The sequence below is a fragment of the Psychrobacillus sp. NPDC096426 genome (assembly GCF_044762745.1).
Taxonomy (GTDB): Bacteria; Bacillota; Bacilli; order Bacillales_A; family Planococcaceae; genus Psychrobacillus.
Genome location: NZ_JBIWEX010000008.1, coordinates 77,451 through 90,462, shown reverse-complemented (window position 1 = coordinate 90,462; position 13,012 = coordinate 77,451). Strand labels below are relative to the sequence as shown.

8 protein-coding genes are annotated in these 13,012 nt (G+C 34.3%); 6 read left to right on the top strand and 2 right to left on the bottom strand.

The annotated features are described in order from the left end of the window. Window positions 1-516: 516 nt before the first annotated feature. The gene (locus ACIQYS_RS08880; protein ID WP_402977861.1) at window positions 517-3,417 is read right to left on the bottom strand and encodes an EAL domain-containing protein; all 2,901 of its coding nucleotides are present in this window, start codon (window positions 3,415-3,417) and stop codon (window positions 517-519) included. 342 nt (window positions 3,418-3,759) lie between these two features. Between ACIQYS_RS08880 and ACIQYS_RS08875 the strand changes: the two genes are divergently transcribed. The 4 genes from ACIQYS_RS08875 (at window position 3,760) to ACIQYS_RS08860 (ending at window position 11,135) form a co-directional block, all read left to right on the top strand. Beyond that, window positions 3,760-5,376, top strand: coding sequence for a diguanylate cyclase (locus tag ACIQYS_RS08875; RefSeq protein WP_402977858.1), 1,617 nt, complete (start codon window positions 3,760-3,762; stop codon window positions 5,374-5,376). A gap of 86 nt (window positions 5,377-5,462) precedes the next feature. Beyond that, complete coding sequence (locus tag ACIQYS_RS08870; protein WP_402977855.1) at window positions 5,463-5,834, top strand: response regulator transcription factor; 372 nt, start codon at window positions 5,463-5,465, stop codon at window positions 5,832-5,834. Beyond that, complete coding sequence (locus ACIQYS_RS08865) at window positions 5,821-8,700, top strand: ATP-binding protein (protein ID WP_402977850.1); 2,880 nt, start codon at window positions 5,821-5,823, stop codon at window positions 8,698-8,700. Before ACIQYS_RS08870 ends, ACIQYS_RS08865 begins: the two co-directional genes overlap by 14 nt. Window positions 8,701-9,128: 428 nt before the next feature. Beyond that, window positions 9,129-11,135 carry a methyl-accepting chemotaxis protein gene (locus ACIQYS_RS08860; protein WP_402977847.1) on the top strand — a complete coding sequence of 669 codons (2,007 nt, stop codon included), beginning with the start codon at window positions 9,129-9,131 and terminating at the stop codon, window positions 11,133-11,135. A 271-nt stretch (window positions 11,136-11,406) separates the two neighbouring features. On the opposite strand, the gene ACIQYS_RS08855 is transcribed toward ACIQYS_RS08860, so the two are convergent. Further along, complete coding sequence (locus ACIQYS_RS08855; RefSeq protein ID WP_402977844.1) at window positions 11,407-11,895, bottom strand: fumarylacetoacetate hydrolase family protein; 489 nt, start codon at window positions 11,893-11,895, stop codon at window positions 11,407-11,409. A 24-nt stretch (window positions 11,896-11,919) separates the two neighbouring features. On the opposite strand from ACIQYS_RS08855, the gene ACIQYS_RS08850 reads away from it, so the two are divergent. Beyond that, window positions 11,920-12,780 carry an ABC transporter permease gene (locus tag ACIQYS_RS08850; RefSeq protein ID WP_402978086.1) on the top strand — a complete coding sequence of 287 codons (861 nt, stop codon included), beginning with the start codon at window positions 11,920-11,922 and terminating at the stop codon, window positions 12,778-12,780. After that, entirely contained in the window at window positions 12,692-12,958 is a 267-nt protein-coding gene (locus ACIQYS_RS08845; protein WP_402977841.1) for an ABC transporter permease, read from the top strand. Before ACIQYS_RS08850 ends, ACIQYS_RS08845 begins: the two co-directional genes overlap by 89 nt. The last annotated feature ends 54 nt before the right edge of the window (window positions 12,959-13,012 follow it).

Genomic DNA, 13,012 nt, shown 5'->3' with positions numbered 1-13,012 from the left:
GCTAGAATCAATACTACAGATACAATTCACCTGAAATACCTACGCAATTTTTTTATAATTAGGACTTACCATTAAATTTATAGATTACGACTAGTTACGACATAATATTTAATTACTTGTATTAAATCGATAACATGTAGTGAAAAGCATAGGAGGTATTGTTGCCCGACAACAGCAGAATTCCAAGAAGGATTCAAGCGCATTATAGAATATGGGTATCATCGAGGAAATGAGAATGATTTCGATTAAAACGGCTGATATTATAAGCGAGTTACCGAGCAGCTGTGAAACTTGTAGGATTGCAGACGTCCCTGTGTCTGGGATAATTCTGACAATTGGATACAATTCAATATTTAATAAGTAACACCAAATAACACCCGATCCAAACTAGATGGGCATTATTTGGCGCGTACTCTTATTCAAAAAATCACAAAGTAATGGTACTACACAAGGTTGATTGTCATTTTATACAGATATTGATAGTCTCTAATAAAAGCTTTGATAGCAAGGTCAGTATTACAGCTTGAAGTATTGATACCTATCTTCATTTATCATTCTATATGGCGGTAAGCTTTTATCATGTTTTAATGATTTAGTAAAAGTATTAATTAGACTAGAAAGAGAAGTTTGTTCGCCTTTTCCGATGATAAACTTAATACCGTACTCCACTAATTCCTCGTTTATTTCTTCTTTCCAAACAATACTTCCATACAAAGTAATGGATTTTCCAAGAATTTCGGTTTTAAACTTAAAAAGTATATCTCCTCTAACTGGCAATTTGAGTGTTGAAACATAACGAAGACCGCCAATACTTATATCTTCAATTAATACTTTAGTCTTTCTTAATTCTACGTTTTGACCAGCAATCGACTCAAGTTTCATGTCTGCTTCAAGTGGGTAGGGGAAATTAAGGCGGTAATTTTTTCTCTTGCTTTGTTTCGCTTTTTGCTTAGGATCCATTGGTGGTAATTTCTTGTTCTGTAAAAGTGTTTCAAATTCATTAATTGGTGCAGGATGGCTAAATAAATAACCCTGAATTTCATTACAATGTTCTCTCTGAAGTATTTTTAATTGCTGAATTGTTTCCACACCTTCAGCGACCACGTTTATTTTTAATCCTTTGGCCATATATATAATTGATTTTGCGATATGCAAATTTCGTTCGCTTTGCAGCATGTTTCGTATAAATAATCTGTCAATTTTGATCGTATCAAATGAATATTGAGATAAATAGGAAATAGAAGAATAGCCTTTTCCGAAATCATCTAATGCAATCTTAATACCCATTTCTCTTAATTTGTTTATGGTTTGTTTCACCATTTCTTTATTATCCATTAACGTACTTTCAGTAATTTCGAGTTCAATATCTTGCGGATGAATGCCAGCTCTTCGAATTAACTTTGCAACTGTAGAGGGCCAATCTTGCTTCATAAAATGAACGGCAGATACATTAATTGAAATTGGAACAGTCGGTAGTTGCTCATTTTTCCATTTTTTAATTTGAATACATACCTCTTTTAAAACCCAATCATCTATATCCATAATTAGACCATTTTCTTCAGCTATTGTAATAAATTCGTGTGGAGAAATAAGTCCCCATTCGGGATGATTCCAACGGATAAGAGCTTCTGCACCGATAATTTGATAAGAAAGAGCGTCAACTCGTGGTTGAAAATATAAACTCATTTCATTATTCTCTACTGCTTTTTTTAAATCACGTCCAATGCTATAGGTTTTATAAGACTGAATACTACTTAAGTTCGAGAGAATTCTATAATTATTCTTTCCATCTTTTTGGGATTTAGATAATGCAAGACTTGCGTTTCTTAATAATTCTAGACTACTTACTCCATTTTCAGGGTAGGTACTAATACCAATACTTGCAGTGAGATATAATTGATACTCTTTAATATAGAATGGTTCATTTAGGCTTTCAATTAACTTGTTGATTATAAATTTTAGCGATTCAACCGATTTCATTTTTCCTATCAAAATCAGAAACTCATCCCCACCACGGCGGGCAAGTAGATCATTAGATGTTAAATGTTTGGAAAGGCGATTAGAGATTTGTATTAGTAATTCATCTCCAACTTGGTTTCCGAGCGTATCGTTTACATATTTGAAACGATCAATATCCAATTTCATGACAGCCAACTTATTGTTACTATCAGCGTACTCTTCCGTTAGTAGCTGTAATTTTTCAATGAATTTGTGACCACGAGGTAGTTTGGTCAAAAAGTCATAGTCAGTAAGGTACCCTATTTTTTCTTTCAATACTTTTTGCTCTGTAATATCTGAAATAAGCCCATTCAATTGCGTTATTTCCCCATCTTCATCTAGTGTAGGAATTGTATAATCTTGCACCCATCTAATATCACCATTCTTATGAACAATACGGTATTGATGGTGAAGGATATTTCCTCCTTCTAATGTATGTTGGTTATCCAAATATTGAGATAAATCTTCTTTGTGTACAATGGAAGACCATTGGATTCCATTATTAAAATCGTTTTTTGTATAACCACATATATACTCAATTCCCATTGAAGTGTTAAGACATTGATCTGTCTGCACGTTAACAGACCAGACCCCTACAAGTGGGTTGTCATTAAAAAGCGCTATTTGATCTTCTTTTACTATTAAATCATTAGAAACTTTACGTTCTGTGTTATCTTGAATGAATCCAACCAACCCTTCGAGATGGCCCTTTTTAGTAAGAACAATTTCTGCTTGTTCATATACATATCGTACGGTTCGATCTTTTCTAACTAATCGATATTCCATTTGATACCCAGTTCTTTCACGTATAGCAGCATAAACTGTATCTTTTACTCTATCTAAATCTTCAGGGTGGACATATTGTAAGAGAAGTTTTAGTGAGGGTGAAATTTTTTTTTCAGTGTTTATTCCAAAAATAACGGGGAATTGCTTTGAAAAATGATGAAAATCGTTGATGGCATCGTAGTAGAAACTGCAGATATCATTTAGTTCATTAAATACTGTTTGAGTCTTTTTGGCTAGAAATAGCTCTTTTTCCTGCTCTTGAAATTCAGAGATATTTTTTACAATTACATAAATGGACATCTCAGTTTTCTTTTTTATTGGAATCAGTGTAACATTGATTTCGACGGTCTCTCCGTTTTTACAGAGACCTAAGGTGTTGAATCTTTGCGTCTTGCCTAGGAGGGATTTTTCAAAATACTGTTTTTTTTCAAATGGTTCACTCTGAATGAAAAAATCTAAGAATGGTTCTATAAAATCTTGCTCATTATAACCATACTGTTTAAAAAATGCTTGGTTATAAGAAACGAGATTACCGCTAGTGTCTAATTTAATAACACAATTTAGATGCTCATAAATTTCAAGGTTCAAACCCCCATCACTTTCTAAGGAGTGGATTAATTTTTCATTATTCATTTTAAAAAGTCTCTTCATAGCTTTGAACCCCCATTTATATTTTTTAAAATAGATTCAATTAAGTTAGCCGTCATATTTTACCCTTTACCAAGAGAGTGTGAAATATCTTGCTTAAATGAAACACATTATAGTAACATAGTTACTTTATACACCTTTCTGTTTAGTAAAGGTGTGAATATTTATGCTTACTCCAAAACAGTTTAATAGGCAATCATTTCAATTATTACATAATTCGATAATCTTTGTTATAGTATAATAGACTCATTTATTTAGTGCGATACAAGAAAAAAATAGAAAGGTTCTAACAGAGAATGAATACACATTTTGGTAAGGAGGATATTAATGGATCTTCAAAAATATAAAAATCATTTATTCCAAAATACTAAAAATAAGTTGACGGAATGGTTGTCTTTAAAAGGAAAAACAATTTTAACTGAGGAAGTATATCGATTCCTACACTCTATAAAAGGAACCTCGGGAACCCTACAATTGGACGAACTAATGCAGATTTCTTCAGAATTATTATCAAAGCTGGAAAACGAAAGGATTGAGAAGTGGAAGGGAATCGATCTAAATGCTTTTCTATATCCTCTAATTGAACTTATATATCTATATGAAAACTCCGGCAATTCAGTGAACTATAATGGTACAGTCCTTAATCCTAGTGCTCCTCTTATTCAAATAATAGATGATGATGTTTCTATGCTCATTCTGCTGAAAGATGTGTTAGAAGAAAAAGGCTGGATGGTTATAACTAATACAAACCCAGAAAATGCAGTAAAACAGTACTTCGAAATGAAACCAGATTGCCTCATACTTGATATTCAATTGCCACAGAAAGATGGTTTTCAAATACTTCAAGAGATTCAGCAACATAACGAAAAACACTTTATTCCAACGATTATGATTAGTATCAATAATAATAAGGAAACACGTATAAAAGCTTATCAAAATGGAGCAGATGACTTTTTTAAAAAGCCTCTTGATATTGAAGAAATTGTTGTTAAGGTTAATCGACATTTGCAACGCAAGAAAATTTTTGATCAATCCGTATTAATTGATGAATTGACACAAGTATATAATAGAAAATTTCTTGTAGATAGTTTGCAACGATTTTTCTTAGATTTTAAACGAACGAAACAGCCATTTTCCATTAGTATTGTTGATATTGACTTTTTTAAGAATATAAATGATACATATGGCCATCTTATGGGTGATCAAGTACTGAGGGATTTTGCTCAATATATAAAAAGGAATATTCGTAGTTTGGATATAATTTATCGATATGGCGGAGAAGAATTTGTCATTGTCTTTCCAAACACCGCTAGTGAAGATGCAATAAGACGCTTAAATGAATTAATTAAAGGTTTTTCTCAAATTAAATTTACCCATCACGAAGTATGCTTTTCAGTCACATTTTCAGCAGGAACATATACCGTAAAGGATGACTTCGTTTCGATCAATGAAGCTTTCAAAGAAGCGGACAGTTCGTTATACGAAGCAAAACGCCTTGGACGAGCGAGAGTTGAATGCTTACAATTGACACCTAATGCACACCCCAAAAACGTTCTTAACATTTCGGTTGTCGATGACGATATCATTATTAGGACCCTGTTGGCTCAAATTCTTGAATCTATAACCATTGATAATTTCGAATTAAACATTAAGGTATTTGAAAATGGACCATCTTTTTTAAACTCAGAACATGCAAAAGAGGATGTCGGCCATTTCTTAATTCTAGATGGTATCATGCCAGTTATGGATGGTTTAGAGGTCCTCCAAAAAGTTAAACAAGGAAGAAATGCCGGGAAATATAAGATATTAATGCTTACTGGTAGAAAAAGCGAAGATGAGATAGAACGAGCATTAAGGCTAGGTGCCGATGATTATGTAACAAAACCGTTTAATGTAAATGAACTGCAAGTAAGAATTGAACGAATACTAAATATGATAAAATAAGTATTCTACGAAGATTCTTTTGTGTATTAGATGTCTATATTATAGAACACTAAAATCATAATAATAAAATACCGAGGTGGTAAATATTGAAACAAATTTTATTAGCAGAGGATGAAGAAGTACTTCGTATGCTTATTGAAGATACGTTAGAAGATGAAAATTATAATATTGATACAGCGGTTGATGGCGGTGAAGCAATGGAGTTTTTGCAAAATAATCGATATGATTTGGTCATTCTAGATTATATGATGCCTGTTTATACAGGACTTGAAATTGTTGAGAAAATCCGGCATGCCGAAACAAACGAGCATACGAAAATTCTAATACTATCAGCGAAAAGTCAGGAATATGAACAAAAGCAGATATTGGAAACAGGTGCCGATTATTTTATGGCTAAACCATTTAGTCCATTGAAACTTTTAGAACTAGTTGGGGATATCCTTAATGAAGATAGTTAATTATTTTAATAGTTCACTATCACGCAAAGTTTTATCATTAATGGGAATCTGTTTTCTCTTTTTTGCTATGGGGTGCGGTTTACTATTTTACTTTCAGCATAAAATACATGACGAATATATTCAAGAGCGCAGTAATATTGAAGAAAAACGGCAAATAATTAACTACATCTATAACCAGTATAATTCCGATATTTTAATAATGACCGACTCTGTTACTATTAAAGCGCCGAAAAACACGAAGGAAATATTGAATTTTGAAAGTGAAATCAAACAAAAGCTTACTGAACTCAGTAAATTGATTGAAACCGAGGAAGAAGTATTAATCTATCAGGATATTGATAACTTTACGTCTTATTATTTCACTACGTTAGTTCCTCTCATTATGAATGAGTATGAAAAAAATCAGGATCCTAGTATTGACCTTCAAGATAGTAACGTCACTTTTATGGCAGAAGAATTTTTGGAGCAAACTAAATCATTTATTATTCTACTTGATGGCCAACTTACAGATAATGCCCAAAAACTCTCGGAGAAACAGTTAATCATCCAAAGCAGTGTAATTTTCTTTTTTATTTTAACTCTAATTCTCTCACTTCTAATAATTCGTAAAATATTTAGGAGCATTGGAAAACCCCTTTCTGAATTTAGCTTTTCCGCAAATGAAATTGCTGCGGGCAGAGTTGCGGTCTTAAAAGTCAATACAAACAGAAAAGATGAACTCGGTATCTTATCAGTCGCTTTCCAAAAGATGGTGAACAGTATTCAGGAAAAAGAACAAGATTTGTTAGCCCAAAATGAAGAACTAATCGCGCAACAAGAAGAACTAGTAGCCCAACAAGAAGAACTTCTAGCCCAGCAAAACGAACTTCAAACTGCACTTAATATTGTAACAAGTAATGAACAAAAACTTATGCGGTGGAATGAGTTAATTAATAGCATTTCCGCCTCTTTTGATAAAAAGGTAGTTTTTAAAAGTATAATCGAAAATATGTGTAGAATCACTGGATCAGATAAAGGTATGATTTCCTCCCTTCACGAAGAGTCTTTTGCTTCGTATGGGATTTCTAATTTCGGGATTGAACAATTTAGAAATAACATAGACAACGGCTTTATTCATCGGTTAACAAATGAAAAAAAGCCAATTACAGTAAAAAGAGTACAACATCCTATAGAAAAGGGTTATCATGAAACCCTACATTATAGCTTTGACTTATATTTACCTATTGTATCTTCTTCTCAAGTGGAAGCTGTTATGGTGTTTTCTAGATATGGTGATTCTTATTCAAATAATGAACTAACTGAGTATGAAACATTCGCTAAACAAATTGCCATTTACCTTGAAAAAATTAAGTTATTCGAACAATCAGAGGATGATCGACGTTTAAATCAAGATATTTTAAACACTGTCCAGGAAGGTATACAGTTAATTGATGCTGATCGTAAAATAATACAAATTAACAAACAGCTACACGGAATATTTAAATGGAGTGATACAACTGAACAAATGATAGGACTTTCTTGGGAACAATGGAGTGGTGTCATGGGAGCACAAATTCAAGACGATGAGATTATTCACTTATTAGACGATTTGATAAACGCTGCATTTCTTTCCCCTGATGAGGAGCATTCATTTATTTACAAAAAGACCGGCAACCAGCAAGTCATTAGAGTTTATTGTAAAACTATTAAAGACTGTGATGAACACATAGGAACGTTATTAGTCCATCGTGATATTACGAAAGAGTATGAAATAGCCAAAATGAAGTCTGAATTTGTCAGTACAGTCAGCCATGAGTTAAGAACGCCGCTCGCTAGTGTTCTCGGCTTCACAGAGTTGTTGTTAACAAAAGAATTAAAGCCTGAACGAAAAACAAAATATTTGCAAACTATTTTTAACGAATCTAAAAGACTAACATTCTTAATAAATGATTTTCTTGATATCCAAAGAATGGAATCTGGTAAACAGAATTATGAAAAGAAATATATAGACGTATCATCGATTGTTCAAAATGTCATTGAGCTTCAAGAAATCAACACATCATTGCACAAGATAACTTACACTGTAGAATTAGAGAATGCCATTATACTAGGAGACAGAGATAAAATAGAACAGTTGTTTATAAACTTATTAAGTAATGCGATTAAATATTCTCCAGAAGGAGGAAATATTTCAATCCGTATTTACGGTAGCAAAGACCAAGTTTTTATTGATGTAAAAGATGAGGGACTTGGAATCCCAGAAGATGCACTCCCTAAATTATTCCAACAATTTTACAGGGTCGATAATTCTGACCGACGAAGAATTGGTGGTACAGGTCTTGGACTCGCTATTGTCCAAGAGATTGTGAAAGGGCACGACGGAGAGATTTCAGTAAGTTCTGAGTATGGGAAAGGTAGCACATTTACCACTCGCTTCTCACGAGTTGCAATGAGCGCTAATAAAGAAAATGAGGATGGAAATGCTTCCATGCTTAATTACACAATTATGGTCGTTGAGGATGACTTCAGCCTAGCGGAACTTTTAAACCACGAATTACAAAATAGTGGTTTTCATGTAAGCCACCATAAGAGCGGTAAAGAAGCCTTAGAACAAATGAAAAAAGAAGCCCCAGATGCAATTGTTATGGACATTATGCTTGCAGATGAAATTGATGGCTGGACTGTTATGGAAGAAATGAAGAGAAATGAAAGATTGAAAAATATTCCAATTTTCATTTCGACTGCACTTGATGAAAAAGAAAGAGGATTTTCTCTAGGAGCAAAAGATTACTTAATTAAACCATACAAACCCAGCCAATTATCCAAGTTAATTATGCATACTCTTTTAACTAATGAAAGAAACGGTCAGATAATGGTACCTCATTAAATGGGTCCCTGTCTAGGACACTATTCTGAAAACTGACTACCATTTAATATTCACGTGAAAAAAGCAGCCGACATTGAAAATGTTCGGCTGCTTTTTAGTTACACAATTATTTATTTTTCAATGCGAAATGACCAAATTATAGGTGATTGTACTTGTTTTTACACCGTTACTTTTTATGTTCATCCTAATATACGTATTTACACTTGTCTTCGAATAATTCTTTCATCAAACTCTTTTCAAAGGTTATACAAATGGATTTTGTTTTTCCATTTTTAATATGGAAGTCTATTTATCATAGATAGTTGCTATTTCCATCCTGTTAAGTCTATTCAAATTATTATTATTGTACTATAACTATGAGAATATTCCTGTTATAATAAGTTTTTTAAAGAATTATAGTTTAATTTTACTAAGAAGGAAGTTGCAAAATGAGGAATTCAGTTAAATGGAAAATAATCATTACTGTTATGGTGCTAATCATCATCAGTATGGCAGCATTAAGTGTAATTAGTACATTAATGATTAGTGATAAAACAGAAGAAAGTTTGATCGAACAAAGTCAAGTAGTAGTCAACGGTATGTCTTCTACAATTGAAACATATCTCGGTTCTTATGAAAATGCTTTAATACAAATGTCTAAATCATCGGAGATCGTTAGCTTCGATAAAGAATATATTGAAATGGACGAGATAGCGAAAGTTCAACTTCAGCAAAGTTTATCAGAAAAATTTAAAGAGTTTACGTCGATATATGATGCAACTTCAGCTATCTATTATGCTTTACCTAATAAGCAACTTGAAATATATCCAGCAGCCAATTTGCCCGCAGATTTCGATCCCACTACAAGGGATTGGTATCAAAATGGATTGACTAGTAAAGAAGATTTCATTTGGTCTAAGCCGTATTTGGATGAAATAACTAAGACATATACGATTACAGGTGCTAAAGCAGTTGTTGTAAACGGAGCAGTAGTGGGAGTAATGGGTATTGATATTTTACTGTCGAATTTGACAGATACCATATCTAAAAATGAACTTGGGTTTAAGGGATACCCTGTTATTGTTGAACAAGATGGCACAGCAATCACACATCCAACATCAGCAGGGGAAAACTTATCAGACAACGCCTATATTAAAGGAATGCTTTCTAGTGACAATGAAGAAGGTATAGTTCGAGTTACTGCTGATGGAAAGGCAATGGTATCAGTATTCACAACCATCCCAGGGTTAGATTGGAAAATTGGAGCTGTATATGAGCAAGATAATATAAATGAAATGGCAGATAATTTACGTAATGTTATCCTTATTATCGCTGTCGCGGTAATGATTTTCATGTTCATCTCCCTTTTCTTTACAACAAGACGTATCTTAAAACCTATTGAACAATTGAAAAAACTAATGAATCAGGTTGCCGAGGGAGATTTAACTGTTCAAGCGATCGTTAAATCGACAGATGAAATTGGTCAATTATCCAATTACTTTAACAAAATGACCTTAAGTATGCACAATATCATTGGAGTAGTCAAAGAATCCGCTAACCATGTTCAATCCAACTCGGAAAGTTTAAGTGCTGTTGCAGAGGAAACTACGGCTTCAGCAGAACAAGTTTCTGTAGCTATTGAAGAAATTGCGGAAGGTGCTGCGAAATCAGCAGAAGATGCGGAATTAGTTACGCATAATTCCGCTCATTTAAGTGATCAAATTAATCAAATAAGTGCGAAGTCTCATGAAATGAAAATTATTGCAACACAAGCTAATGAAATTAATATCAATGGACAAAATCAAATGCGTGAGTTGAAATCATCCTTCCATACTTGGAATACCAATTTAACTTCTATGAGTGATGTGGTAAGTACGCTAGAACATAAAGTAAAGGCGATTGGTGGAGTAATGGAAACCATCATGGAAATATCTACTCAAACTAATTTACTTGCTTTAAATGCGAGTATTGAAGCAGCGAGAGCTGGGGAGCATGGAAAAGGTTTTGCGGTAGTCGCAGAAGAAGTTAGAAAATTGGCGGAGCAATCAGCCAGAGCTACAGAAGACGTTAAAAAGACCATAATCGAATTGCAAAATGAATCTGCTCTAGTAAGCGAGCAGATGAATGATACCAGGGGAACCTTCCAAAAACAGGGGACAGTGGTGGTAGATACAGAAACGACTTTTGGGGAAATTTCTGAGCTTATGGGCAAAATTCAATCTTCAATTGATGAAGTCTCTCAAGAAGTGGAACAAGTATCAAATTATAAAGATCAGGTAGTAGAGACGATTCAGATGATGGCTGCTACTTCTCAACAAACAGCAGCTGCTTGTGAAGAAGTGAGTGCTTCATCTGATGAACAACTTCATGCAATTCAATCGGTTGCGAAAGCATCTGAAACTTTAACAGGACTAAGTGATAGGCTTACAGATGCAGTAAATCGATTTAAAGTGTAATGAACAAAAGGATATAAACAAACTTTATAATGATTAACAAAGAAGAAGCATTGGTAAACGAGAATCTCTTGTTTACCAATGCTTTTATTGTTGCTCTCATTTTGTTAGCAAATTCTGTCGATTATTCGTGCGAAATAAGTAGTATCTGAGATTGATAGTAATCAGAATACAAAGATCTAATTGAGTTGTATCCATTGTATAGGGAATTTTCCGGGGAAACGTGAAAAAAATGCTGGATTCCGAAGAGATTCAGAATCTAACGCCTTATTTGTCAATCCAATGTGTTTATAAGTGTCCCTATTTTTTCAATCGATACTTCTACTTTATCTCCAGATTTCAGCCAAACTTGTTCGTCTTCAGGATACCCTATTACTACCCTCTGTGGTGTATCAGTGAAAATCACATCCCCAGGTTTCAACGTTATATGTTTGGACACATAACTAATGATCGTAGAACAGTCAAAAATCATATCTTTAGTATTGGCAGATTGGCGAACTTCACCATTTACTTTACATTCAATGGCTAAATTGTAAGGATCAATCTCGTCCGAAGTTACCAAGTAAGGTCCTATTGGAGCAAAGTGATCAAGTGATTTACCGAGTAGCCACTGTCCACTTAGGAACTGGAGGCTCCGCGCACTTAAATCATTTCCGACTGTATATCCGAATACGTAGGATAATGCGTCTTCTTTGGATACATTTTTCGCCTCTTTTCCTATGATGAGCACCAATTCTGCTTCATAATCGACTCTCTCATCCATTTTCGGTAGTGCTATTGTTTGTTGATGGGCAGTCAACGCATTATTAAACTTACGTATGAAGATGCGCAAGCTATTGCAGAAGTGGACAATGTAAAATCGGTGACACCACAGCTGGAAACTATTAATTTTGTAAAATATGAAGATAAAACCGTGCAATCTGCATTGATTGGTACGACAGATCAGTACAGCCGTATTCAACACGCGGAGCTTTCGGAAGGACGTTTTTTTACAAAAGAAGAGCAAGCTGCGAAAGCGAAAGTCATTGTGCTCGGTAATAATATTCACGATACACTGCTTGATAATCAAGAAGTACCGGTGGAAGGGGAAACAGATTCTTCTACTACACCAAAAACTAAGTCATGGTGGAAAAAAATAATAGATAAACTGCTTGGTGATAATGCATCCGCTGAAGAACTTTCGTTAGTTGGAAAGACAGTCACAATTAACGAAGAGTCGTATGTAGTGATTGGGGTGCTTGCACCAAATGCCACTTTAGGTTCAAGTACAGACAATAATGTAGTCATACCAATTGAAACGGCCCTTGTAACGACTGATATGAAAAATTTAACGAAAATGGTCGTAGAAGCAGCGCACATCAATGTTGTAGATAAAGTGGATGGTGCGGTGTTTAATGCCATCAAGGCGCAGCATTCTGAAATAGATTTCAGTGTAGTCAAACAAGATCAGATGCTCGGTGCATTAGGGAAGGTCACTTTTATTTTGCAGTTGATGTCGTTTAGGATAACCGTAACGGCGTTATTAATAAGTGGAACTGGAATTATGAACGTCATGGTCCATGTCGGTACGAGAGCGGACACGGGAAATCGGCATTCGAAAAGCTTTGGGAGCTACAACAACGGAAATAATGGGACAATCTTTCTTTGAGACGCTACTCCTTTGTTTCATCGGCGGAGCGGTCGGAATTGGACTCGGCTATGCATTTATTGAAATGTGGAATAGCAACATAGAGCTTTTTGCATTAGTGCTACCGATGTGGGCAGTAAAACTTGCTTTGTATCAACGTTTGGGATTGGTAGTTTGTTTGGGATTTATCCTGCATTGAAGGCGGCGAGGATGAATCCTAGTAAGGCTTTGTGGTTTGAATAGTGAAGGAAAG

What these genes read in the sequence shown, in the direction of transcription:
- ACIQYS_RS08875 (WP_402977858.1), top strand. Translation starts at nt 3,760, where the DNA reads ATGGATCTTCAAAAATATAAAAATCATTTATTCCAAAATACTAAAAAT.
- ACIQYS_RS08860 (WP_402977847.1), top strand. Translation starts at nt 9,129, where the DNA reads ATGAGGAATTCAGTTAAATGGAAAATAATCATTACTGTTATGGTGCTA.
- ACIQYS_RS08880 (WP_402977861.1), bottom strand. Translation starts at nt 3,417, where the DNA reads ATGAATAATGAAAAATTAATCCACTCCTTAGAAAGTGATGGGGGTTTG.
- ACIQYS_RS08845 (WP_402977841.1), top strand. Translation starts at nt 12,692, where the DNA reads ATGTCGGTACGAGAGCGGACACGGGAAATCGGCATTCGAAAAGCTTTG.
- ACIQYS_RS08865 (WP_402977850.1), top strand. Translation starts at nt 5,821, where the DNA reads ATGAAGATAGTTAATTATTTTAATAGTTCACTATCACGCAAAGTTTTA.
- ACIQYS_RS08850 (WP_402978086.1), top strand. Translation starts at nt 11,920, where the DNA reads ATGGGCAGTCAACGCATTATTAAACTTACGTATGAAGATGCGCAAGCT.
- ACIQYS_RS08855 (WP_402977844.1), bottom strand. Translation starts at nt 11,895, where the DNA reads ATGGATGAGAGAGTCGATTATGAAGCAGAATTGGTGCTCATCATAGGA.